This is a genomic window from Mammaliicoccus vitulinus, from assembly GCF_029024305.1.
GTDB lineage: Bacteria > Bacillota > Bacilli > Staphylococcales > Staphylococcaceae > Mammaliicoccus > Mammaliicoccus vitulinus.
Window position 1 is genome coordinate 1142037 of the sequence record NZ_CP118974.1, and the last position, 24122, is coordinate 1166158.

Annotated in this window: 23 protein-coding genes, 1 other RNA gene and 1 other annotated feature; of the genes, 22 read left to right on the forward strand and 2 right to left on the reverse strand. The window is 32.5% G+C overall.

Translation table 11 applies throughout. The features are described 5' to 3' along the window. The first annotated feature begins 16 nt into the window (after window positions 1–16). Both ssrS and PYW35_RS05755 read left to right on the forward strand, forming a co-directional pair. Window positions 17–209, forward strand: a non-coding RNA gene (gene ssrS / locus PYW35_RS05750) — 6S RNA. A 55-nt stretch (window positions 210–264) separates the two neighbouring features. Next, on the forward strand, window positions 265–1032 hold the full coding sequence (locus PYW35_RS05755) for a tRNA threonylcarbamoyladenosine dehydratase (protein WP_016911537.1): 768 nt from the start codon (window positions 265–267) through the stop codon (window positions 1030–1032). Between the two features lie 42 nt (window positions 1033–1074). Here PYW35_RS05755 and PYW35_RS05760 read toward each other — a convergent pair whose 3' ends face one another. Beyond that, window positions 1075–2337 (reverse strand): replication-associated recombination protein A, encoded by a 1263-nt coding sequence (locus PYW35_RS05760; protein ID WP_103323218.1) that lies wholly within the window; start codon window positions 2335–2337, stop codon window positions 1075–1077. A gap of 90 nt (window positions 2338–2427) precedes the next feature. On the opposite strand from PYW35_RS05760, the gene cymR reads away from it, so the two are divergent. Further along, window positions 2428–2847 (forward strand): cysteine metabolism transcriptional regulator CymR, encoded by a 420-nt coding sequence (gene cymR / locus PYW35_RS05765; RefSeq protein WP_016911539.1) that lies wholly within the window; start codon window positions 2428–2430, stop codon window positions 2845–2847. Window positions 2848–3074: 227 nt separating this feature from the next. Continuing rightward, the gene (locus tag PYW35_RS05770; protein ID WP_016911540.1) at window positions 3075–3809 is read left to right on the forward strand and encodes a trypsin-like serine peptidase; all 735 of its coding nucleotides are present in this window, start codon (window positions 3075–3077) and stop codon (window positions 3807–3809) included. A 275-nt stretch (window positions 3810–4084) separates the two neighbouring features. Here PYW35_RS05770 and PYW35_RS05775 read toward each other — a convergent pair whose 3' ends face one another. Then, window positions 4085–5092 carry an LLM class flavin-dependent oxidoreductase gene (locus PYW35_RS05775; protein ID WP_103323217.1) on the reverse strand — a complete coding sequence of 336 codons (1008 nt, stop codon included), beginning with the start codon at window positions 5090–5092 and terminating at the stop codon, window positions 4085–4087. Between the two features lie 314 nt (window positions 5093–5406). Here PYW35_RS05775 and sal point away from each other — a divergent pair, with 314 nt between their 5' ends. The 18 genes from sal to PYW35_RS05865 all read left to right on the forward strand — a co-directional run bounded on the left by sal (window position 5407) and on the right by PYW35_RS05865 (window position 24113). Continuing rightward, window positions 5407–7032: a Sal family ABC-F type ribosomal protection protein gene (gene sal / locus PYW35_RS05780; protein WP_103323216.1), complete on the forward strand. Its 1626-nt coding sequence runs from the start codon at window positions 5407–5409 to the stop codon at window positions 7030–7032. Between the two features lie 59 nt (window positions 7033–7091). After that, window positions 7092–8240: a cysteine desulfurase family protein gene (locus tag PYW35_RS05785; protein WP_103323215.1), complete on the forward strand. Its 1149-nt coding sequence runs from the start codon at window positions 7092–7094 to the stop codon at window positions 8238–8240. Continuing rightward, complete coding sequence (gene mnmA / locus PYW35_RS05790; protein WP_103323214.1) at window positions 8233–9342, forward strand: tRNA 2-thiouridine(34) synthase MnmA; 1110 nt, start codon at window positions 8233–8235, stop codon at window positions 9340–9342. The genes PYW35_RS05785 and mnmA overlap by 8 nt, the downstream gene beginning before the upstream one ends. Window positions 9343–9426: 84 nt before the next feature. Beyond that, window positions 9427–10095: a tetratricopeptide repeat protein gene (locus PYW35_RS05795; protein ID WP_016910819.1), complete on the forward strand. Its 669-nt coding sequence runs from the start codon at window positions 9427–9429 to the stop codon at window positions 10093–10095. Between the two features lie 2 nt (window positions 10096–10097). Further along, entirely contained in the window at window positions 10098–12476 is a 2379-nt protein-coding gene (gene recD2 / locus PYW35_RS05800; protein ID WP_103323213.1) for an SF1B family DNA helicase RecD2, read from the forward strand. A 40-nt stretch (window positions 12477–12516) separates the two neighbouring features. Then, window positions 12517–12683, forward strand: a binding site (T-box leader). A 43-nt stretch (window positions 12684–12726) separates the two neighbouring features. Further along, window positions 12727–15357 carry an alanine--tRNA ligase gene (gene alaS / locus PYW35_RS05805; protein ID WP_103323212.1) on the forward strand — a complete coding sequence of 877 codons (2631 nt, stop codon included), beginning with the start codon at window positions 12727–12729 and terminating at the stop codon, window positions 15355–15357. A 67-nt stretch (window positions 15358–15424) separates the two neighbouring features. Further along, entirely contained in the window at window positions 15425–15694 is a 270-nt protein-coding gene (locus tag PYW35_RS05810; RefSeq protein WP_103323211.1) for an IreB family regulatory phosphoprotein, read from the forward strand. Further along, the gene (gene ruvX, locus PYW35_RS05815; RefSeq protein WP_016910823.1) at window positions 15687–16115 is read left to right on the forward strand and encodes a Holliday junction resolvase RuvX; all 429 of its coding nucleotides are present in this window, start codon (window positions 15687–15689) and stop codon (window positions 16113–16115) included. The genes PYW35_RS05810 and ruvX overlap by 8 nt, the downstream gene beginning before the upstream one ends. Before the next feature lie 18 nt (window positions 16116–16133). Next, window positions 16134–16439: a DUF1292 domain-containing protein gene (locus tag PYW35_RS05820; protein WP_016910824.1), complete on the forward strand. Its 306-nt coding sequence runs from the start codon at window positions 16134–16136 to the stop codon at window positions 16437–16439. Between the two features lie 79 nt (window positions 16440–16518). Next, window positions 16519–17634: an endolytic transglycosylase MltG gene (mltG, locus tag PYW35_RS05825; protein WP_016910825.1), complete on the forward strand. Its 1116-nt coding sequence runs from the start codon at window positions 16519–16521 to the stop codon at window positions 17632–17634. Between the two features lie 193 nt (window positions 17635–17827). Further along, the gene (locus PYW35_RS05830; protein WP_016910826.1) at window positions 17828–18472 is read left to right on the forward strand and encodes an O-methyltransferase; all 645 of its coding nucleotides are present in this window, start codon (window positions 17828–17830) and stop codon (window positions 18470–18472) included. Next, window positions 18469–19392, forward strand: a complete 924-nt coding sequence (locus tag PYW35_RS05835; RefSeq protein ID WP_103323210.1) for a peptidase U32 family protein — start codon at window positions 18469–18471, stop codon at window positions 19390–19392. Before PYW35_RS05830 ends, PYW35_RS05835 begins: the two co-directional genes overlap by 4 nt. 23 nt (window positions 19393–19415) lie before the next feature. Continuing rightward, window positions 19416–20684 (forward strand): peptidase U32 family protein, encoded by a 1269-nt coding sequence (locus PYW35_RS05840; protein WP_103323209.1) that lies wholly within the window; start codon window positions 19416–19418, stop codon window positions 20682–20684. After that, window positions 20684–21307 carry a uridine kinase gene (udk, locus tag PYW35_RS05845; RefSeq protein WP_016910829.1) on the forward strand — a complete coding sequence of 208 codons (624 nt, stop codon included), beginning with the start codon at window positions 20684–20686 and terminating at the stop codon, window positions 21305–21307. The genes PYW35_RS05840 and udk overlap by 1 nt, the downstream gene beginning before the upstream one ends. 29 nt (window positions 21308–21336) lie before the next feature. After that, entirely contained in the window at window positions 21337–21813 is a 477-nt protein-coding gene (gene greA / locus PYW35_RS05850; protein ID WP_016910830.1) for a transcription elongation factor GreA, read from the forward strand. A gap of 153 nt (window positions 21814–21966) precedes the next feature. Further along, complete coding sequence (pxpB, locus tag PYW35_RS05855; RefSeq protein ID WP_103323234.1) at window positions 21967–22692, forward strand: 5-oxoprolinase subunit PxpB; 726 nt, start codon at window positions 21967–21969, stop codon at window positions 22690–22692. Next, window positions 22689–23690 (forward strand): 5-oxoprolinase subunit C family protein, encoded by a 1002-nt coding sequence (locus PYW35_RS05860; protein ID WP_103323235.1) that lies wholly within the window; start codon window positions 22689–22691, stop codon window positions 23688–23690. The genes pxpB and PYW35_RS05860 overlap by 4 nt, the downstream gene beginning before the upstream one ends. A 3-nt stretch (window positions 23691–23693) precedes the next feature. Next, entirely contained in the window at window positions 23694–24113 is a 420-nt protein-coding gene (locus PYW35_RS05865; RefSeq protein WP_103323236.1) for an acetyl-CoA carboxylase biotin carboxyl carrier protein, read from the forward strand. Window positions 24114–24122 lie beyond the last annotated feature (9 nt).

A 24122-nucleotide genomic window follows, 5' to 3' on the forward strand; every position in this document is an offset into this window, starting at 1 on the left:
AATAAATTTATAAGGTAGTCATCTGAAGTGTTCGTAATAAGCTTTTAATATTTTGACCTAACACTTTTGATCAAGGGAGCTTAATTGGTTTTCTTAATAGCGCATACGCCTCGTAAGGAGGACATGCAAAATAAGAAACAGAGCACCCACCTGTATATAGCAGGCCAAAATGATCTAGCACTTAATATTACGGCACAATTGGATTCTATCGGTACGCAAGACTTTATGTCTTGCGTATTTTTGTGTAAAGGAGTTAATTAAACTATGAAGCATCAATTTTCTAGAAATGAATTAGCAGTAGGTAAAGAAGGTTTAGACTTATTAAAAAGTAAAACAGTAGTTGTGCTTGGTGTAGGTGGCGTAGGTTCGTTTGCAGCTGAAGCACTCGCAAGAACTAATATTGGTCACATTATATTAATAGATAAAGACGATGTAGATATTACAAATGTAAATAGACAATTACATGCGTTAACAACAACAATAGGTCAATCTAAAGTTGATTTAATGGAAGAACGTATTAAGCTCATTAATCCAGATTGTAAAGTAACATCTCTTCATATGTTCTATACAGAAGAGACGTATGAGGCGTTATTTAATGAATATGATATTGATTATTTCGTCGATGCTAGTGATACGATTATGTATAAAGTACATTTAATGAAAGAATGTTTAGAAAGAGACATTGATGTTATTTCAAGTATGGGTGCTGCTAACAAGACAGATCCAACTAAATTTGAAATTGCTGATATTTCTAAGACACATACTGACCCAATGGCAAAAATAATACGTCTGAAATTAAGAAAAATGGGCATCCATAAAGGGATTAATGTCGTATTTAGTGACGAAAGTCCGATTATGATTCGTGAAGACGTTAAAGAAGTTATCGGAGATAAAAATGCAAAAGTAAGAAAAGCTCAAATGCCACCATCATCAAATGCATTTGTACCAAGTGTTGTCGGCTTAATTTGTGCGAGTTATGTTATTAATGATATTTTGAAAGATATACCAGTAAAAAGAGTCAAAGATAAATAACAACGACTTTGATATAAAAAATGAGACTGGACGTATCCAGTCTCATTTTTTTAAGTTTTTATATATTTCTGCTAGCTTTTGTTCAGATTTAGAAGTGAGCTTTGGCTGATAGTACTGTTTATCTTTTAATGTATCAGGTAAATATTGTTGTTCTACATAGCTATTTTCGTAGTTATGTGGATATTTATAACCAATCGCATTTCCTAATTCTTGAGCGCCTTGATAGTGGCCATCTTTTAAATGTTTAGGCACTAATCCAGCTTTTCCATTTCTAATATCAGACAATGCACTGTCAATAGAGACAATAGCTGAATTTGATTTTGGAGATAGACATAATTCAATTACGGCTTGACTCAGTGGAATGCGTGCTTCTGGAAAACCAAGACGTTCACTTGCTTCAATAGCAGATAACGTTCTTGCAGCGGCACCAGGTGATGCTAAGCCGATATCTTCATAGCTAATGACAAGCAAGCGTCTTGCAATCGTGGGTAAATCCCCAGCTTCAATGAGTCTTGCTAAATAGTGTAAAGCGGCATCAACGTCGCTACCTCGAATGGATTTTTGGAAGGCACTCATTACGTCATAGTGCTGATCACCGTCTTTATCATGTTGAAAAGCATTTTTTTGTATGCATACTTTAGCATCTTCAATCGTGACATGACGTTTTTCATTTTCAGTATCGGCGCTAAGTACGGCTAGTTCTAACGCGTTCAAAGCACTTCTAACATCACCATAACTTGCTTTTGCAAAATACTGAATGGCTTCATCATCTACAACGGGTGCGTAACTGGCTAAACCGTTTTCTGAATCTTCAAGTGCTCTGTGTAAAGCAATTATGATATCATCTTCTTCTAATGGGAAAAGTTCAAAAATTTGCGTTCTACTTCGTATAGCTGGATTAATAGCATGATAAGGATTTGATGTCGTTGCACCGATGAGTACAATTTTACCAGACTCTAAATGAGGTAATAAAAAATCTTGTTTAGCTTTATCAAGTCTATGAATTTCATCTAGTAATAGAATAACTTGGCCAGACATTTTGGCTTCTTCGACAACTAATTGCATATCTTTCTTAGTATTGGTAACGGCGTTTAGTTGTCTGAATTTATATTGAGTACTGCCTGCTATAGCTTGCGCAATACTTGTTTTACCAATTCCAGGTGGTCCATAAAAAATCATAGAAGTTAATCTTTTAGTATTTACCATTCTTCTAATAATTGCTTTTGGACCTACTAAATGCGATTGACTGATAACATCGTCAATCGTTTTTGGACGCATTCTATAAGCTAATGGTTCGTTTTTCATTTGTGATCAACCTTTCTAATTACTCAAAGTGTACAAAAAATGATAAAATAAGTTAACAATATTCTTTAAAGAAAATAAGAGGTGTAGTACATGAAAATTTCTACTAAAGGACGATACGGCTTAACACTTATGATATCGTTGACTAAGCGTTACGGTCAAGGATGTACATCGTTAAAATCTATCGCAGAAGAAAATAATTTAAGTGATTTATATTTAGAACAACTAGTAGGACCACTACGTAATGCTGGTCTTATTAAAAGTGTAAGAGGGGCCAAGGGGGGCTATCAATTACAAAAAGCACCATCAGAAATAACAGCGGGTGATGTTATTAGATTGTTGGAAGGACCTATTACACCTGTCGAAGGTATAGAAGATGAACCTCCAGCACAACAGCAATTATGGATACGAATTCGTGATGCTGTTAAAGAAGTACTTGATAATACAACATTAGAATATTTAGCAAACTATACAAACCAAGATGAACTTGAAGGGTATATGTTCTACATTTAAATTTAACAAGACTGTCCATTAGATGAATAACTGATGGATAGTCTTTTATTTTTTTTTGAATAGTTTAAACAAAATAATGCTCAACTGTATGGATTTCATGCTTAACTGTATTAATAAAAGTTATATTACGACAGTTAAGCATGAAATTTGATAATGTAGTGTAATTTTCTCCTCTGTATAATTTTTCATATTAAGATAGTTGTAGACTCAAATAAAGGGGAGATTATATGAAAAAATTCAAAGTTTACATATTGACCGTAGTTTCAATTTTATTATTAAGTTTCGTAGGTTTACCTTTAGAAGCAAATGCTAAAACGGATGAACCTTCATCAAGAGTTATACTACCTAATAATGACCGAGAACAAATAACAAATACAACATCGGCACACTATCAATCCATTGCTTTTGCTGATATTGGAGGGACTTCAATAGCCTCAGGAGTTGTAATCGGTAAAAATACAGTATTAACAAACAAACATGTTGTAGATGCAACTAACGGAGATGCATCAGTATTAAAATTTTCACCGGCTGCAAATGGAGATGGAAATTACCCAGCAGGAACATTTACAGCGACTGATTATAAAACAGCTCCAGATGGAGAAGATTTAGCTGTCGTAACAGTTGGTGAAAATAGTGAAGGACAATCAATAGGGGATGCTGTTCAACCAGCAACAATAGCTGATACATCAACTGTTAAAAAAGGTGATGATATTACTGTTACAGGATACCCAGGAGACAAGCCAATCGCAACATTATGGGAAAGTAAAGGCAATATCTTGTCAGCTTCAGGAAGTGATGTAACTTATGATTTAAGCACATATGGTGGGAACTCAGGTTCTCCAATATTTAATGCTAGCAATCAAGTAATCGGTCTACATTACGGTGGCGTACCAGATAGTCATAACAGCGGTGTATTATTTAATAGTAGCGTTCAAGAATTTATCAATAGTAACTTGAAATAAATAAAAGCTGCTGGGACATAAATGTCCTGAAAACTTAAAAAGAACAGAAGTTCATTTTTAAAATCGAACTTCTGCTTTTTTTGTATAAAAATAGATATTCTCCACGATTTTGTGAAGTGCTGACGCCTGAGGGAATAGTATGCGAGAGAGACTACAGGCTCGAACCATACCCCTAGGCAAGCATGCACGAACAAAATCGTAGATTTCATAAAAATAACAACTCATTTCTAGCTGAATAAATCAGTGGAATGAGTTGTTATTTATTTTAACTTTTATTATTCACCGTAAACGTCATCGACGATTTTTTTGAATGATTCAAATGATTTGTATTGTTTTTCTAAATCATAAATATAACTTACAGCCATTATTTCATCTACATTATATTTATTTTGGAAGTCTAATAATTGTTTTTTAACTGTTTCTTCACTTCCAATAAATGATGTGTTTGTTTTAGATTGGGCCATATATTTTTCTTGTGGTGACCAAATGTTTTCTAATTGATCTGTTGGTGGTTGTAAAGGCAGACGTGAATTTCTCACGATTCCTAAGAACATTAAGTGCATTGTTGATGATAAGAAAGTTGCTTCTTCATCTGTTTCACCTACAATGACATTTAAACAAATCGTGACATATGGTTCATCTAAATACTCTGATGGTTCAAATAAGTCTCTATATATTTCAATAGCTTGTGACATTTGTTCAGGTGCAAAGTGTGCTGCGAATACGTAAGGTAATCCTAAACGTGCTGCTAAATGTGCAGAATCCGTTGAAGACCCTAAGACATATATCGGAATATTTGTATCAACACCCGGATAAGCTCTTACATAAGATTGATTTTCTTCTGGTCCAAAATATTTAAGTAATTGATTAATATCGTCGCCAAAAGTATATACACCTTTATGAGAATCACGTCTTAACGCAGAAGCTGTCATCATATCTGTACCTGGCGCTCTTCCTAATCCTAAGTTTAGTCTGTTAGGAAACATTGTTGCCATTGTGCCGAATTGTTCTGCTACAACGAGTGGGGCATGGTTAGGTAGCATGATACCACCAGAACCGACTTGTATAGATTCTGTATGTTCTAATGTATGTTGAATCAGTAATGCAGTAGCTGAACTTATAAGGTTAGGTGCATTATGATGTTCTGCAATCCAGTACCTTTCATAACCGAGTTCCTCTACATTTTGTGCTAATGTGACCATGTTTTTAATGGCCTCTTGCTCTGTTTCTCCCTTTCTTAATGGAACGAGATTCAATGCAGAGACTGGGAATTTAGATTTCATTTTATGACTCTCCTTACTTAATTATATATTGGAAGTATATCAAGCGTCATCGCAATGCACTATTTAATTGCTCAACAAAAGTTGACGAACTTACAAGTTAAAGATATAATAAACCCAAATTTAATGAGAGGTGGCATCAATAATAGGCATGGATATCCAATAATTTTTACGACATAAAGTTATAACGTAAAAATACCATTGTATTACACAATGATGATTGGAAGAGTATGTCTATATTTTGATGTTGCCATTACATAATAAATAGTGTAATGGTGTGTCTTCCTGTGTAATGCATGGATCGAGGAGGCAACATTATGCTATTTTTATTTGAAGAAAAACCTTTAGAGATTGAACAAAAAGTCCTTATACCTTCATTAACTTTTAACATTGAAGATAATGAACATATGGCAATTGTAGGTGTTAACGGTATCGGAAAGACCACATTATTAAATGAAATTCATTTTAATGAAAATATTGATACAGCAATGATGGAACAAGATTTGAAGGCATTTGAGAATTTAAATGTCATGCAATTTATTATGCTAGCATACCCAGAGTTATCAAGATTAAGAGAAAATTTAAGTGAACTAGATTATCTAAATCGCTTTATTGAATTAGATGGTTATGATATTGAACAAAATATTATTATAGAAGGTAAAAAGTTAGGTTTAACAGAAGGTCATTTTGATCAATTGATTTCTACATTAAGTGGCGGAGAACAAACGAAAATTTCATTTTTAAAAGTTAAATTAGATAAAGCATCATTATTATTAATAGATGAACCAACTAATCATATGGATCAAGAAATGAAAGTATGGTTAACAAAAGCTTTTAAACAAGAGCAACGGGCAATATTATTTGTGTCTCACGATAAAACATTCTTAAATGAAACGCCAGATTCAATATTAGAATTAAATAAGAATGGTGCAACAAAGTATCTTGGTCAATTAGGGCATTATAGACAACAAAAAGAAATAGAATATGAAACAGTTAAACAACAATATGAAAGACAAGAGAAAGAACAACAAGCTATAGAAGAAACAATTAAAAGATATAAAGAATGGTATGAAAAAGCATCAAAAAAAGCATCTGTAAGAAGTCCTTACCAGCAAAAACAATTGAGTAAACTGGCAAAAAAATTCAAATCTAAAGAACATCAAATGAATAAAAAGCTAGAGCAAAATAACATTATGAATCCTGATGAACAAGAAAAATCATATTCGATTCAACATCATACTTTTAAACCACAGTATTTAGTTAAATTCGATAATGTAACATTTTCATATAAGGAGAGAGTTATTTTTGAAAATGTATCGTTTCATATAAAAAGAAATCAAAATGTTATTATTGAAGGGCAAAATGGCTCGGGAAAATCCACTTTAATAAAATTAATATTAGGTCAATTAGTACCTGATAAAGGAGAAATAATCATTCACCATGAATTAGAAATAGGTTATTTTTCTCAAGATTTTAACAATTTAACGATGGAAAATACAGTGTTAGAAGAAATTATGTGTATTCCTGAAATTAAAGAAACAGATGCGCGAACAATACTAGCAAGTTTCTATTTTGACAAGGATAGAATAGATGATGTTGTTAATACTTTATCAATGGGTGAAAAGTGTAGACTACAATTTGTTAAATTATATTTCTCAAATCCTCACATACTCATATTAGATGAACCGACAAATTACTTTGATATTGACATGCAAGAAAAAATTATACAATTAATACAATCATTTCAAGGTAGTACGCTTATTATTTCACATGATAAACACTTTAAAGAAAAACTTAAAGATCAAGTGTGGACTATAAATGAACGAAATTTAACTCATGAAAATTTAAAAATTGATAATCCATTAAATGCTGAAAATATGAAAAAAAATTTAAATGAATTAGAACAATATACTCATGAAAGAAATCGAGAAACAGAGTTCTAGTCATTTTATGAAAATGGTGCTAGAATAGGTACATTGAAAACTAAGAAAGGACGTTCAACATGAAAGTATATGCAGATTATGCAGCAACTACTCCTGTTAAACCGATTGTTACAGAGAAGATAACCGAAATACTATCTGAACATTACGGAAATCCATCTTCAATTCATTCTATTGGTAGAGATGGTAGAAAGTATTTAGATCAATCTAGAAGAGAAATTGCTACATTATTAGGAGCAAACCCTAACGAAGTCATTTTTACTAGTGGTGCAACAGAGTCTAATAATACAGCTATTAAAGGAATCGCAAGAAAACGCAAGCACTTAGGAAAACATATTATTACGAGTAGAATAGAGCATCATTCTGTATTACATGTTTTTGAAGAACTTGAACGTGAAGGTTTTGAAGTTTCTTATATAAATGTAAACGATGAAGGGCTTGTTGATTTAGATGAGTTGAAACAAGCTATCAATCCTGAAACAACGTTAGTATCGATTATGTTAGTTAATAACGAAGTAGGTACTGTACAGCCATTATATGAAATCGCTGAAATTTTGGAAGAACAAAACATTGCTTTTCATGTTGATGCCGTTCAAGCAATTGGTCATATGCCGATTGAATTTGATGAAATGCCTATAGATTTATTGAGTATGACTGCTCATAAGTTTGGTGGACCAAAAGGAATTGGCGCCTTACTTGTCAAAAAAGGTATACAATTAGATACGTTTATTCAAGGCGGAGAACAAGAACTCAAGAGAAGAGCTGGTACTGAAAATGTACCTTATATATGTGGGATGGCTTCAGCTTTAGCAGTTGCAAATGAACATATGGATGAGAACAATGTTCATTTGATGAATTTAAAAGAAAAACTCATTGTCGGTTTACAACAACATGCCATTCCATTTGAGTTAAATGGTAGCATGGTAGATACAACAGGGCATATTACGAATTTGTATTTTCCATTTATTGAAGTGGAAACAATGCTTACATTATTAGATATGGCCAACATATATGTATCAAGTGGTTCAGCTTGTACAGCAGGCTCAACACTACCATCACATGTTCTAGAAGCTATGTATGGTGAGCATGAAAGAGTTAAGCAATCTGTGAGATTTAGTTTTAGTGATTTAACAACAGAAGAAGAAATAAACTATATTGTGGACGCAATTATGAAAATATACAATCAATTTAAGGAGGAAGAAAATGAATAATGAAACTACCCGTGTAGTCGTTGGTATGAGCGGGGGCGTAGATAGTTCTGTTACTGCGCATATATTGAAAGAACAAGGTTATGATGTAGTAGGCATATTTATGAAAAATTGGGACGATACGGATGAAAATGGTGTGTGTACAGCTACTGAAGATTATAATGATGTAATAGAAGTTTGTAATCAATTAGATATACCATATTATGCTGTAAATTTTGAACAAGAATATTGGGATAAAGTCTTTACGTATTTCTTAGATGAGTATAAAAAAGGAAGAACGCCTAACCCTGATGTGATGTGTAATAAAGAAATTAAATTTAAAGCTTTCTTAAATCACGCTTTGAAACTTGGTGCTGATTATGTGGCAACTGGTCACTATGCACGTGTTAACCGTGAAGGTGACAAAGTTGAAATGATACGTGGCGTAGATAATAATAAAGATCAAACTTATTTCTTGAATCAACTTACTGAAGAACAATTATCTAAAGTAATGTTTCCTATTGGTGAATTAGAAAAAAGTGAAGTAAGAAGAATAGCTGAAGAACAAAATTTAGCAACTGCTAAGAAAAAAGATTCAACTGGTATATGTTTCATAGGAGAAAAGAACTTCAAAACATTTCTATCTCAATATTTACCAGCACAAAATGGTAAAATGCAAACATTAGATGGTGTAGATATGGGTGAACATACCGGTTTAATGTATTACACGATTGGACAAAGACACGGACTAGGTATTGGCGGAGATGGAGATCCTTGGTTTGTAGTTGGTAAAAACTTAAAAGAAAATATTCTATATGTAGAACAAGGTTTTCATCATGATGCTTTGTATAGTAATTATTTAATCGCATCTGACATATCATTTGTGAATGATATTGATTTTTCACAACCTGTAAAATGTTCTGCTAAATTTAGATATAGACAAAAAGATACAGATGTAACAGTTGAAAAAATTTCTGACAATCAAATTAAAGTTACTTTTGATCAACCAGTTCGTGCTATTACACCTGGTCAAGCCGTTGTGCTTTATGATGGTGAAGTTTGTCTAGGCGGCGCAACAATTGATGAAGTATACAAAACTGAAAAACAATTAGATTATATGGTATAAATCTCTAGAGGTGTTATCTTTTCTGATGCACCTCTATTTATTTTTGTTATAATTAAAAGTAATGATATTTAAAGGAGTTACAACATGCATAGTGAAGAACAAATAGTTGAACTAATACAAGATAAAAAATTCGATCAAGCACTTTCATATTTATTTGAAAATATTGAAGCAGATCCGAACGAAGTTACGAATTATATTAATGCTGGTACAATTTTATCAGAGGCAAATGACATTGAAAGAGCAGAAAAGTTCTTCCAAAAAGCGATTACGGTTAACGAGAGTCATGGTGGCGCTTATTACAGTCTTGCAAATTTATATTACAATCAGCAACGTTTTGAAGAAGCGGTTAAATTATATCAACACGCATTGAAAAGAGGGCTTAATGACGCAGATACAAACTTTATGCTAGGTATGAGCTTTAATGAATTAGGTGCGCATACAGAAGCATTACCATATGTTATGAGAGCGTCTGAACTTAATAACGAAGATGTAGAAATCGGTTTTCAATACGGTTTAACATTGTGTCAACTTGAAATGTTTGAAGAAGCGGTTAAACAGTTGGAAATTGTCTTAGCAAAAGATCCTAAACATGTTGATGCTTTATATAACTTAGGTTTAGCAAAATATATGAAAAATGAAGACCCGCACGAAGCGCTTACTTATTTTAGAAAAGCAGTAGACATACAACCAGATCATTTATTAAGTGGGCATGCGATAAAAATGTTTGAACAATTAGCTGAAGAGGAGGACTAACATTGGAAAACTTATCTTTATTTGATCTTTCACATGTAAAAGGTGAAGTTATTAGAATCTTATTTCAAAATAGTGATAACTATTATACCGTTATAAAAGTTGATGTGATGGACTCAAATGAAGATTTCGATCAAGAAGTCACAATTGTTGGTTATCTTCCTCAAATAGTAGAAGGCGAAACATATCTTTTTAAAGGTAAAGTAATTAATCATCCAAAGTATGGTAAGCAATTACAAGCTGAAACATTCGAAAAAGAATTGCCACAAACTAAACAAGGCGTTATTCATTATTTATCTAGTGATTTATTTAAAGGTATAGGAAAGAAAACTGCAGAAACAATTGTTGATAAATTAGGTGAAGACGCACTTAAAAAAATAATTGAAGAGCCAGAAGTATTGAAAGAAATACCTAAATTAAACAAACAAAAACGAGATACGATTGCAGCAGCTATACGTGAGAATCAAGCTATAGAACGCATCATGATTAAACTGAATGAACTTGGTTTTGGACCGAAACTTGCTATGTCTATATATCAAGTTTATAAGGAAGAAACGCTTAATATTATTAAACAAACACCCTATCGATTAGTTATGGATATTAACGGTATTGGCTTCCAAAGAGCCGACCAAATTGCCGAACAAGTAGGTATTTCAAAGGACCATCATGATCGACTTGTCGCTGGAATCAGCTATTTCTTAGATCAACAATCTTTACAAAATGGTCATACATTTTTGCCTGTTGATATATTAATTAATGGTGCATATGAATTGTTAAATCATAACCAACCAGAAGTCGTGAATAAAGATCAGCTGAACAGTGTTATTTTAGAGATGAGTGAAGAAAACAAATTAATAATTGAAGATAATAATTGTTTTTTACCTTCTCTATATTATTCTGAAGCTAAAAGCGTTCAAATTATCCATCGTCTTTATCAACATCAAGAAGAACTTAAAGATATAGAAAAAAGTGATTTGCAGTTACACATTGGTGAAATTGAAGATATGAATGACGTGTCATATGCAGATGGTCAAAAGTTAGCATTAGAAACAGCGATAAACAACAAGATGATGCTACTAACAGGTGGACCTGGTACTGGTAAGACGACAGTTATAAGAGGGATTTGTGAATTGTATTCTGAAATTCATGGTGTCAGTTTAAATTATGATGATTACCAAGAAGGTACTGACTTTCCTATCGTATTAGCAGCACCTACAGGACGTGCAGCGAAACGACTGAGTGAATCAACAGGTTTAGAAGCTATGACCATTCATAGGCTAATAGGTTGGAGTAAAGATACACAACCGGACGATGTGCTTGATAATGATATACATGCACATTTAATTATTTTAGATGAAATGTCCATGGTAGATACTTGGTTAATGTACCAGTTTCTACGTGCTGTGCCAGATCATGCTCAAATAATCTTTGTAGGAGACGAAGATCAGTTACCTTCAGTTGGACCAGGACAGATTTTCAAAGATTTGATTGAATCTAAAGTGATACCTAGAGTTAATTTAAAAGAAGTTTATAGACAGCAAGAAGGTTCTTCAATTATTGATTTAGCGCACAAAATAAAAAATGGTTTACCAGTATCTATTAATGAAAAACATCATGATCGATCCTTTATTCCGTGTAGTAGTAATCAAATTGCAACAGTAGTTGAAAAAGTTGTCCAAGGTGCAGTAAATAAAGGTTATAACATGCAAGATATACAAGTGTTAGCCCCAATTTATCGCGGCCCTGCAGGTATTAATAAACTGAATGAGTTATTACAAGATATTTTGAACCCGAAAGATGAAACAACTCGCTATCTTGAATATGGAGATATCGAATATAGAGAAAATGATAAAGTGTTACAGCTCATAAATCGACCAGACGATAATGTATTTAATGGTGATATTGGCGTTGTAACAGGCGTTTATAAAGCAGAAGAAAATGCGTTAGGTAAAGATGTAGTCATTGTAGACTATGAAGGAAATGATATTACTTATACGAAACAAGATTTATCAGAAATAACACATGCTTATTGTTGTTCCATACACAAATCGCAAGGTTCTGAGTTTCCAATTGTAATCATGCCTATAGTTAGACAATACTTTAGAATGTTACAGAAGAACATTTTGTATACAGGACTAACCCGAGCTAAACAATCATTGGTCATTTGCGGAGAAGAGAATGCTTTTAATCAAGGTATACAAACGTTAGGGCATGGACGAATGACGTCATTTGATACTAAATTAAAAACATATTTTCAAACGGATACTGAAAATACAAACGAACCTAGTGAAATGAAAAACTTAATTTTAACAGAAGATAATATGTATGAAATTGACCCGATGATTAACATGAAAGATAAAACACCTTATGATTTTATGAAATAATTGACATCTAAAAATCCAGTGCTTATAATCTAATAGAATGCTAATAAAGAAGCCGAGTAAATAATATATTGTTTAAAGAGACATGTTGGTTGGTGTGAAACATGACAATATATATTGAACGCTACTTCTTATATTTAAATTGAATAAACTTAAAGTGATGACATTTTGTCATAACTAGGGTGGTACCGCGATACGTTCGTCCCTTTTTTGAGGGAGGGGCGTTTTTTATTTTATTTGAGGAGTGAAAGCGATGAAAAATTTAAAAGCAAGTGAAATTAGACAGATGTATATTGACTTTTTTGTTGAAAAAGGACATATGGTAGAACCATCAGCACCATTAGTACCAATTGATGACGATACATTACTATGGATTAACTCAGGAGTTGCGACTTTAAAAAAATATTTTGATGGTAGAGAAATACCTAAAAATCCAAAAATAGTGAATGCACAAAAAGCGATTAGAACAAACGATATTGAAAATGTAGGGTTTACAGCAAGACATCATACTTTCTTTGAAATGTTAGGTAACTTTTCAATCGGTAACTACTTCAAACGTGAAGCGATTGAATATGCTTGGGAATTTTTAACGAGCAATAAATGGATGGCAATGGATCCTGAAAAATTATATGTAACAATTCATCCTGAAGACACTGAAGCATATGATTTATGGCATGAAGTGATCGGTTTAGAAGAAAGTAGAATTATTAGAATCGAAGGTAATTTCTGGGACATTGGTGAAGGCCCATCTGGACCAAATACAGAGATTTTCTATGATAGAGGCGAAACATACGGACAAGAAGATCCAGCCGAAGAAATGTATCCAGGCGGTGAGAATGAACGTTATCTCGAAGTTTGGAACTTAGTATTCAGCGAATTTAATCATAATGCAGATCACACTTATACACCATTACCAAATCAAAATATTGATACAGGCATGGGCTTAGAACGTATGACGTCAATCGCACAAGATGTACCGACTAACTATGATACAGATTTATTTATTCCAATCATTCAACAAGTTGAAGAGGTTAGTGGATTGAAATATTTACAATCTAAAGAACAAGGTATCGCATTTAAAGTAATAGCTGACCATATTAGAACAATATGTTTTGCTATAGGAGACGGTGCATTACCAGCAAATGAAGGTAGAGGCTATGTTTTAAGAAGATTGCTTAGAAGAGCAGTTCGTTTTAGCCAAACTTTAAATATTAACGAACCATTTTTATACAAACTCGTTGATGTTGTTGCAGAAATAATGGAACCATATTATTCAAATGTTAAAGCACAAAGTGATTTTATTAAAAAAGTTGTTAAGTCTGAAGAAGATCGTTTCCATGAAACATTAGAAGAAGGTTTAGCAATTCTTAATACAATGATGGATAGAGCTAAACAAAAAGATCATGTATTATCTGGCTCAGATGCATTCAAACTATATGACACATATGGTTTTCCAATTGAACTGACTGAAGAAATTACTGCACAAGAAGGTATTACAATTGATAGTGATGGATTTGCAAATGAAATGCGTCAACAACGTGATAGAGCGAGAGCAGCACGTCAAAAAACGCAATCTATGCAAGTGCAAAATGAAGTCTTAGGTAAAATAACGACACCTAGTAAGTTTGTTGGATATGAACATATTGAAATACAATCTGAAATCACGGATATTATTTTAAATGGACAATTAGTTGAAGAAGCAGAAAGCGGAGAAGACATTCAATTTGTGTTAAGAGAAACGCCGTTCTATGCAGTATCTGGTGGTCAAATTGCAGATAAAGGTATTATTAGACATGATCAATTTGAAATTGAAGTAACTGAAGTTATTAAAGCGCCAAATGGTCAAAACCTACATGCTGGTCATATTACGTTTGGACAAGTTCATGTTGGAGAGACAGTTGAAGCAATCGTTAATAAAGCTGATCGCAAATCAATCGTTAAAAACCATTCAGCTACACATTTATTACATGCAGCTTTAAAAGAAGTACTAGGCTCACATGTAAACCAAGCAGGTTCTTTAGTTGAAAATGAAAGATTACGTTTTGACTTTTCACACTTTGGACAAGTAACAAATGAAGAACTTGAAACAATTGAACAAATTGTAAATGAAAAAATATGGCAAAACATCCCAGTGTCCATTCAAGAAATGCCGATTGAACAAGCGAAAGAAAAAGGTGCAATGGCGCTATTCGGCGAAAAATATGGCGATGTTGTAAGAGTTGTTGAAATGTCATCATACTCTATCGAGCTATGTGGTGGTATACATGTTAGAAACACAAGCGAAATTGGCTTGTTTAAAATCGTTTCAGAATCAGGTACTGGCGCAGGTGTGAGAAGAATTGAAGCGGTGACTGGTAAAAAAGCTTATGAAACATTAAAAGTTACTGAAACAATACTGAAAGACGTTATGCAACATGTGAAAGTTAAAGATCAAACGAGAACAATTGAAAAAATTGATCAAATTCAACAACACAATAAAGACTTAGAAAAAGAACTTCAACAAAAAAATAAAACAATAACTGAATTAAAATCAGGTAACATTGAAGATAGTATTGAAGAAATTAATGGTATAAAAGTACTTTCTGTATTAGTAGAAGCTGAAAATCCTAAAGTGCTCAGATCAATCATGGATGATTACAAATCAAGAATGCAAGATACTGTATTATTATTAGCAAGTGTTAATGGAGAAAAAGTTTCATTAGTATCTACAGTACCAAAAGAATTAACAGATAAAGTTAAAGCTGGGGATATTATAAGAGAAGCAGCTCAAATTACTAACGGTAAAGGTGGAGGTCGCCCAGATATGGCTCAAGGTGGCGGAACAGATCCTTCGAAAGTAACAGAAGCGTTACAGTTTGTTAAAGACTACATTAAAACTCTATAATTTTAAGTATTAATAGAATATGATATAATTAATACTAAGTTAATGGAGTTAGGGAGTGTAAATATAGATGAATAATTTTGATAAAACCATGAAGTTTAACTATGATGATTTTCCGAAAGAAGATGTCAAAACAGTACTACAAAATGTTTATCGCACATTAGAAGAACGAGGATACAATCCAGTTAACCAAATAGTTGGATACCTACTGTCTGGTGACCCAGCATATATTCCTAGACATAACGAAGCAAGAAATCAAATTAGACGCTTAGATAGAGATGATATTATGGAAGAATTAGTATCCCATTATTTAAAGCAAGAAAATGAATTCAATGCTTAAAAATAGGATAATAGGTTTAGACGTAGGAAGTAAAACAATTGGTGTAGCTGTCAGTGATGCGATGGGTTGGACAGCTCAAGGAATCGATACACTCCGAATTAACGAAGACAAAGAAGAGTTTGGAATTGATGAATTAATTAAAATAATAGATCAATATGATGTTGATACTGTCATTATTGGATTGCCTAAAAACATGAATAATTCTATCGGACCACGTGGAGAGGCATCAATTCATTTCAAGGAAGTACTTGAACAAGAAAGACCGGATTTAAAAATGGTGATGTGGGATGAAAGACTGAGTACAGTCGGAGCTGAACGTACACTATTAGAAGCAGATGTTTCTCGAAAAAAAAGAAAGAAAGTTATAGATAAAATGGCTGCTGTATTTATTTTGCAGGGGTACTTAGATTCTATTAAATAAAGATGAGGAGAATGAATAATGACTGAACATAATCATGAAGAACATTTAGATATCAACAACGAGGAAGAATTATTAACGTTAATCGATGAAGATAATAACGAAGTTTTATACCGTAAAGTTTTAGAATTTTATCATCCTGAATTCAAGAAAGAATACATCATTCTAGCTGAAGAAGGAACTGAGAACGAAGAAGAAGTTGAATTAATTCCTATGATTAATGAAGCTAACGATGATGGTGAAGGTGGTAAATTATTACCAGTTGAAACTGACGAAGAGTGGGAAATGATAGAAGAAATCGTTAATACTGAAATGGATGACGTTTAAAAATTAATATGTAATAGTACACGATACCCCTAATGTGATATAATCATTAGGGGTATTTAATTTACATAAGGAGTTACATATGGGAAAAAATAGTATATATAAAGATGCTAGATTATTATCGAAGTATATTAGTATAACGATAATCGGTATCCTCTTTTTATTATTTTTATTAATAACTATAGTCGGCTTAATTTTTGTGGGAATTAATATAAAGCCAGTAAATGCTGATAGTAATGAACAAGTCATTGTTGAAGTTAATCCAAATACAACAACTGAAATGTTAAGTCATCAATTAGCAGATAAAAAAATTATTAGAAACGTCACTATTTTCAAATATTATTTAAAATTGAATAATATTTCTAGCTTCCAAGCAGGGGAATATAAATTTTCACCTTCAATGTCACCTAGAGAAATAGCTAAAAGTTTAGAAAGTGGGAAAGTATATTTAAAAACTGCCATCCAATTTGATGTTAAGGAAGGTTCTAACTTAGAGCTTATTGCAGGCATAATTGAAGAAAATACTTCTATTAGTCGTGAAGCATTTTTGAAAAAAATGCGAGATCTAGATTATATTAAAAAATTTCAAAAAAAATATCCCGACATGTTAACAGATGAAGTGTTAAATAAGAACTTGCGCTATCCTTTAGAAGGATACTTTGCGCCTTCTACTTATCAATTTTCAAAAAGTGATGTATCAATTGATGATATTACGAATGAAATGCTAAAAGAAACTTACAATAGTACATATAAAATTTATAAAGATAATGGCGGATTTAAATTTACGTCAAATTATGAAGAAAAGAAAATTACTTTTCACGAGTATTTAACATTAACATCCATGGTTGAGTTGGAAATGAAGAAAATGACAGATAAATCAAGATATGTTTCTATGCTTATAAATAGAATCGAAAATAATCCGCAAATTGCTTTGAATTCCGATGCAACTGTACGCTATGCAACTAAGAAAGAGCCAAATGAGTCTATTTCAGAAGAAGACTACAAAGATAATTCTAAATATAATACTTATGTAAATAAAGGTTTACCAAGTGGACCGATAAGTAATGTTTCTGACGAAACGGCAAGAACGACAATTAATCCACCTAAGACAGAGTATTATTATTATACAAAATCGAAAAGTGGTAAAATTTTATTTGCTGAAACATTAAAAGAGCAAGAAAAAAATAGAGAAAAATAGGTGGATACAAAGCAAGAACGCAATGAGATGTCGTATAAGCGTTCTTGTTTTGTATTTATACTTACTATTTATTCGAAAATATGGTAAAATATCTAATGTTTATAAAACATATTACGGATATGACTGATACATACTAACTAGCCAATGGACTAGTTGGGTTTTTTATTATATTGAAGTGTAAGGAAGTTGTAACATGGACAAAGATATAGAATATATCGAACAATTACTTTTTCAAAATTCATCTCAAATAGATGAATTAAGATCATATGCTACTGAGCATAATGTTCCAATAATGGATAAAATATCAACAGAATTTGTTAAACAAATCATTAGAATTAAAGATGTGAAAAATATTCTTGAAATTGGAACGGCGATTGGATACAGTGCTATGCATTTTGCTTCATGCAATCCTAACTTGAAAGTTTGGACTATTGAAAGAAGCGAGGAAATGTATGAACAAGCATTATCAAATATTAAACATTATCAATTTGATAATCAAATTGATGTGATATTTTCTGATGCTTTAGAAGCTTATGATTTATTGCCACCTAACGAAACGTTTGACATGATTTTTATTGATGCCGCTAAAGCCCAGTCACAAAAGTTCTTTGAACTGTATGAACCATTGCTTAATAATGAGGGTATTATCATTACTGATAATATTTTATATCATGGTTTTGTAAGTGACATAGATATTGTGAGAAATAGAAATGTTAAACAAATGGTTAAGAAAGTTCAAAACTATAATCAATGGCTTATGAATCATTCTGACTATACCACTACATTGATTAACATTGGCGATGGCATGGCTATTTCTAAAAAGGAGCATACAAAATGACAGAATTATTAGTGACGCCTAAATCCGTTCAACATATTGAGAAACTAATAGAATTAGGTGCTGATGCGTTTGTCATAGGTGAAGAGAAATTTGGTTTGAGACTTGCAGGCGAATTTAAAGAACCTGAACTTCGCGAAGCAATTAAACTAATTCATAAACATGGCAAAAAAGCATATATAGCTGTAAATGGTATTTTTCATAATGAGCATATTGATGATTTAGAAGCTTATATCGATTTATTACATGAGTTGAAAGCAGATAGAATTATATTCGGTGATCCAGCCGTTGTCATGGCTATGAAACATCGTGAAAATCCTATCCCGTTAAATTGGAGTGCCGAAACGATTGTAACAAATCATTTTCAATGTAATTACTGGGGAGATAGAGGATCTCAGAGAGCCGTGCTTGCACGTGAATTAAGCATTGAAGAAGTGCTGGAGATTAAAGAAAAAAGTAATGTTGAAATTGAAGTACAAGTACATGGAATGACCTGCATGTTCCAATCAAAAAGGAAATTGCTTGGTAATTATTTTATGTATCAAGATAAAGTTATGAAGATTGAAAACAGAAAAGAAAATGACAATATGCTTCTGTATGACGAAGAGCGTAGCAATAAATATCCGATTTATGAAGATGGTAATGGTACGCATATTATGAGTCCGAACGATATTTGTTTGATCGAAGACTTAGAAGAATTATTAGAAGCTCAAATAGACTCATTTAAAATTGATGGTGTTCTTCAAACAGAGGAATATATTAATATTGCGACTGAGCAATACAGACAAGCTATTGATTTATTTAACGAAGACCCAGAATTATACGAAGATGAAAAGTTTATGTTACTTGAACCAATCGAAGAAGTTCAAAAAGATTATCGTCCTATGGATCAAGGATTCTTGTTTAAACAAACAGTTTATTAAGATTAATTAAAGGAATGATTAAAATGAAGGTTTTAGAACCTATAGGAGCTAGTCGTCACACTAAGATTAAGAAACCTGAATTACTAGCACCAGCAGGCAATTTAGAAAAACTGAAAATTGCTGTCCATTACGGGGCAGACGCAGTATTTTTAGGTGGTCAAGAATATGGATTAAGGTCTAACGCCGATAATTTTACTATGGAAGAAATTAAAGAAGGCGTTGAGTTTGCTGCTAAATATGGTGCAAAGATTTACGTCACAACTAATATTTTTGCACATGACGAAAACATTCCAGGTTTGGAAGACTATTTAAGAAATTTAAATGATACTGGCGCACATGGCATCATTGTTGCAGATCCGCTTATTATTGAAACATGTAAACGCGTTGCGCCAAGTTTAGAAATTCATTTAAGTACTCAACAATCATTGTCTAACTACCGCGCTGTACAATATTGGAAAGAAGAAGGCCTCCAACGTGTCGTACTTGCCCGAGAAACAAGTGCTGAAGAAATGCGTGAAATGAAAGAAAAAGTTGATATAGAAATAGAAACATTTATACATGGTGCGATGTGTATTGCATACTCTGGCAGATGTACGTTAAGCAATCACATGACGGCAAGAGACTCTAACAGAGGGGGATGTTGTCAAAGTTGTCGTTGGGATTATGATTTAATTTCAGTGGAAAAAGACGGTGAATTAGAGCCATATTTCGATGATAAAGACACCACGCCATTTGCAATGAGTCCAAAAGACTTGAAATTAATTGAATCTATACCTACAATGATGGACATTGGTATTGATTCATTAAAGATTGAAGGTCGCATGAAATCTATTCATTATATTGCGACAGTCGTATCAGTATATCGTAAAGTCATTGACCGTTATGCTGAAGACCCTGAGAACTTTAAAATTGATCCTAGATGGTTAATTGAATTGGATAAATGTGCTAATAGAGACACTGCACCTGCATTTTTTGAAGGTGTTCCGCATTATGAAGAACAAATGTTTGGACAACAATCAAATAAAAAAACACCTTTTGATTTTTGTGGATTAGTGTTAGACTATGACGCAGAATCTCAAATAGCTACCATTCAACAAAGAAATTATTTTAAACCTGGACAAGAAATTGAATTTTTCGGTCCAGAAATTGAAAATTTCACACAAGTCATCGATAAAATTTATGATGAAAACGGTGAGGAATTAGACGCAGCAAGACATCCACTTCAAATTTTACAAATAAAAGTGGATCGTCCGATTTATCCAAAAAACATGATGAGAAAGGGAATCGTTTGATGGGAAAGACTACAATCATAGGTATTGCAGGGGGTTCTGGTTCAGGAAAGACTTCTGTAACATCCGAAATAATGAAAAATTTAGATGGATATAGTGTTGCATTAATTGAGCAAGATTACTATTATAAAGATCAATCACATATGTCGTTTGAAGATAGACTTAAGACAAACTATGATCATCCATTTGCTTTCGATAATGAAAGATTAAAGCATGACTTAAAGAATCTAAAAGAAGGACAAGCAATTGAAGTACCAACGTATGATTATTCTAATCATACAAGAAGTGATAAAACGATTAGATTCGAACCTAAAGATGTTGTTATACTAGAAGGTATTTTCGCTTTAGAGAACGAAAGTTTAAGAGATTTAATGGATGTTAAGATTTATGTTGATACTGATGCTGATTTAAGAATATTACGTCGTTTAGCAAGAGATATAAAAGATAGAGGACGTACTATGGAATCAGTAATTGATCAATACCTATCAGTTGTAAGACCGATGCATATCCAATTTATAGAACCAACGAAAAAGTATGCGGATATCATCATCCCTGAAGGTGGTAGCAATAAGGTAGCGATTGATATCATGACAACGAAGATCCAATCACTCGTTAAAAATATTTAAATAATTACAAAGTAAAGGAAGATGGAAGAATGGAAACACAAAAAGAATTTCCTATGACACAGGAAGGTTTCAACAAATTAGAAAAAGAATTAGAAGAATTAAAAACTGTAAAACGACCAGAAGTCGTGGAAAAAATAAAAGTAGCGCGTAGTTTTGGAGATTTATCTGAGAACTCTGAGTATGATGCTGCTAAAGACGAACAAGGATTTATCGAACAAGAAATTCAAAAAATCGAAAATATGATTCGTCATGCTCAAATTATTGAAGACAATGGATCTAAAAATGATATCCAAATTGGAAGAACTGTAACATTTACTGAAATTCCAGGTAATGATGAAGAAAGCTATAAAATTGTAGGTTCAGCAGAAGCAGATCCTTTTGAAGGAAAAATTTCTAACGAATCTCCAATTGCTAAAGCGCTAATTGGTAAAAAAGTAAATGACGAAGTTAACGTGCCATTACCAAATGGTAATGAAATGAAAGTCAAAATTGTAAAAATAGATTAATTATTTTGCAATTTAGTAAAAAATACTGTAAAAACATTGAAATTAAATGTTTTTACAGTATTTTTTTTATATATAAAGCATGTTATTATGATAAGGTAAAATTGTTTTAATAATCTGTTTATTTAATAATTTTTGAAATAAGGGGTGGTAAAATTGAATATTCGTCAAATTAGCGAAACTCATTTTATGATTTACGAACAAAATGAAATTAATCCTGAAGTTAGGGATAAAATTTCAAACATAGTATCACATATTGAGTCATACAAGCATCCTGCCATATTAAGTGTAACATCTTCATATACATCCATTATGGTGGCGTTTGATGCTACAACGTATACATATGAAAAGTTAATTAAAGAATTGAATCTTCAAAACATTAATTTTGAGTCCGACAGTGGCAAGAAATCTAAAAAAGTGATTACATTACCTGTTGTCTATGGAGAACAATATGGGCCAGATTTAAACATTGTGGCGGAACATTCACAATTAACAAAAGAAGAAGTGATTAAATTGCACTCGGACGAGAATTACTTGATTTATGCAATTGGATTTTTACCAGGATTTCCATTTTTAGGGGGATTAAATAAACAGTTATATACACCGAGAAAAGAAACGCCTAGAAGCAAAATCAAATCAGGATCTGTTGGTATAGCTAATAATCAAACAGGGTTATATCCGAAAGAATCACCTGGAGGATGGCAAATTATTGGTCGTACACCTGTTGATGTATTCAACCTAGAGAGAAACCCAATGATTTTATACGAAGCAGGAGATTACATATCTTTCAAAGCGATTGAAGAACAAGAATTTCAAGAAATTGAGCGAGAAATCGAAAGTGGAAAGTTTGATTACAGTAGATTAGTAGGTGAATTAAATTGAAATGTATAAAGCCAGGTTTGTTTACAACCGTTCAAGATTTAGGTAGAACAAAATATGAAAAAGATGGTTTTTCTGTAGCAGGCGTTATGAATCAATATTTCTACAACATTGCAAACGCACTAGTTGATAATGAGGGCGCATCAGTATTAGAAATCACGATGAATGGTCCTGTTCTTCAATTTAATGCTTCAAATATTTTTGCTTTTGTAGCGCTAGATGCTGAAATATTTTTAGATGATCAACAAATTCCAGTGAATACTGCGATATATGTTGAGAAGGGACAAGTGCTCAATATAAAAAGTATTACAGCTGGAGCGAGAGGCTACTTAGCATTTCATAAACCATTAAATATTTTACCTGTTTTAGAAAGCGCTTCCACACATACGAGAAGTGGTATAGGTGGATATAAAGGAAGAACATTAAAACGAAATGATGTGTTTTATTTCAAGGATAAACCCGTTAACTATGACATTATAGGTAACACATTTAACTTAAACAATGTTCATGAACCTAATACGATACCCATTATTGAAGGTCTTCAATTCGAACAATTCGAACTAGAGTCCAAGCAGTTATTAGTGAGTCAAACGTATAGCATCTCTGACATGTCAGATCGCATGGGCTATCGATTAAATGGGGAAAAATCTTTAGTTCATATAGATAGTGCTGATATCATTTCAGAACCAATTGCACCAGGAAGTGTACAAGTACCTAATAATGGCCAACCCATTATTTTGTTGAATGATCGCCAAACTATCGGTGGATATACTAAAATTGCCACTGTAAGTTTTGTAGGACGAGAAAAACTAGCACAATTAAAAGCTCAAGATCGTTTGCAATTTAAATGGATTACAGTGGAAGAAGCAACGAAAGAATATAAGGCGTATATCAAACAAATGAGACAAGATATTGAAACAATCAAATTGAAGAAATATAAAGACTTAAGCATTGTTAGACCGAAATCTAAGAAAATAGCAAAACTTATAAAAGGGGAATAAAACGTGAATATCGAAAAAATAGAAGATGTAATTAAGTTAATGAAAAATAATGGCGTTTCATATATGAAATATAAAGACGAATCAGTGGAAATAGAATTAGATTTGAAAACGACGGTAACTGAATCAGCAAGTCCTACAACAGTTCCAGCGAATGAGACTCAAACTAGTCATAATAGCACTGAGCAACATAATACAATTGACGCAGAAATTCTAGGAACTTTTTATTTACAAGATGAAGAACAGTTAAGTAATCCACTTGTTAAAGTTGGGGATGAAGTTAAAAAAGGTCAAATAGTCGGTTATATAGAATCTATGAAAGTATTAAATGAAGTCATAAGTGATCATGATGGAGTTGTTGAAGATATTCTGATTAGTCATGGAGATCCCGTTGAATATGGACAAACAATTATGACATTAAAGTAAAGGGGTGAT

What these genes read in the sequence shown, in the direction of transcription:
- mltG (WP_016910825.1), top strand. Translation starts at nt 16,519, where the DNA reads ATGGGAAAAAATAGTATATATAAAGATGCTAGATTATTATCGAAGTAT.
- PYW35_RS05770 (WP_016911540.1), top strand. Translation starts at nt 3,075, where the DNA reads ATGAAAAAATTCAAAGTTTACATATTGACCGTAGTTTCAATTTTATTA.
- cymR (WP_016911539.1), top strand. Translation starts at nt 2,428, where the DNA reads ATGAAAATTTCTACTAAAGGACGATACGGCTTAACACTTATGATATCG.
- PYW35_RS05840 (WP_103323209.1), top strand. Translation starts at nt 19,416, where the DNA reads ATGAAGGTTTTAGAACCTATAGGAGCTAGTCGTCACACTAAGATTAAG.
- PYW35_RS05785 (WP_103323215.1), top strand. Translation starts at nt 7,092, where the DNA reads ATGAAAGTATATGCAGATTATGCAGCAACTACTCCTGTTAAACCGATT.
- udk (WP_016910829.1), top strand. Translation starts at nt 20,684, where the DNA reads ATGGGAAAGACTACAATCATAGGTATTGCAGGGGGTTCTGGTTCAGGA.
- PYW35_RS05760 (WP_103323218.1), bottom strand. Translation starts at nt 2,337, where the DNA reads ATGAAAAACGAACCATTAGCTTATAGAATGCGTCCAAAAACGATTGAC.
- PYW35_RS05810 (WP_103323211.1), top strand. Translation starts at nt 15,425, where the DNA reads ATGAATAATTTTGATAAAACCATGAAGTTTAACTATGATGATTTTCCG.
- greA (WP_016910830.1), top strand. Translation starts at nt 21,337, where the DNA reads ATGGAAACACAAAAAGAATTTCCTATGACACAGGAAGGTTTCAACAAA.
- PYW35_RS05755 (WP_016911537.1), top strand. Translation starts at nt 265, where the DNA reads ATGAAGCATCAATTTTCTAGAAATGAATTAGCAGTAGGTAAAGAAGGT.
- PYW35_RS05775 (WP_103323217.1), bottom strand. Translation starts at nt 5,092, where the DNA reads ATGAAATCTAAATTCCCAGTCTCTGCATTGAATCTCGTTCCATTAAGA.
- sal (WP_103323216.1), top strand. Translation starts at nt 5,407, where the DNA reads ATGCTATTTTTATTTGAAGAAAAACCTTTAGAGATTGAACAAAAAGTC.
- mnmA (WP_103323214.1), top strand. Translation starts at nt 8,233, where the DNA reads ATGAATAATGAAACTACCCGTGTAGTCGTTGGTATGAGCGGGGGCGTA.
- PYW35_RS05820 (WP_016910824.1), top strand. Translation starts at nt 16,134, where the DNA reads ATGACTGAACATAATCATGAAGAACATTTAGATATCAACAACGAGGAA.
- PYW35_RS05830 (WP_016910826.1), top strand. Translation starts at nt 17,828, where the DNA reads ATGGACAAAGATATAGAATATATCGAACAATTACTTTTTCAAAATTCA.
- PYW35_RS05835 (WP_103323210.1), top strand. Translation starts at nt 18,469, where the DNA reads ATGACAGAATTATTAGTGACGCCTAAATCCGTTCAACATATTGAGAAA.
- alaS (WP_103323212.1), top strand. Translation starts at nt 12,727, where the DNA reads ATGAAAAATTTAAAAGCAAGTGAAATTAGACAGATGTATATTGACTTT.
- PYW35_RS05795 (WP_016910819.1), top strand. Translation starts at nt 9,427, where the DNA reads ATGCATAGTGAAGAACAAATAGTTGAACTAATACAAGATAAAAAATTC.
- ruvX (WP_016910823.1), top strand. Translation starts at nt 15,687, where the DNA reads ATGCTTAAAAATAGGATAATAGGTTTAGACGTAGGAAGTAAAACAATT.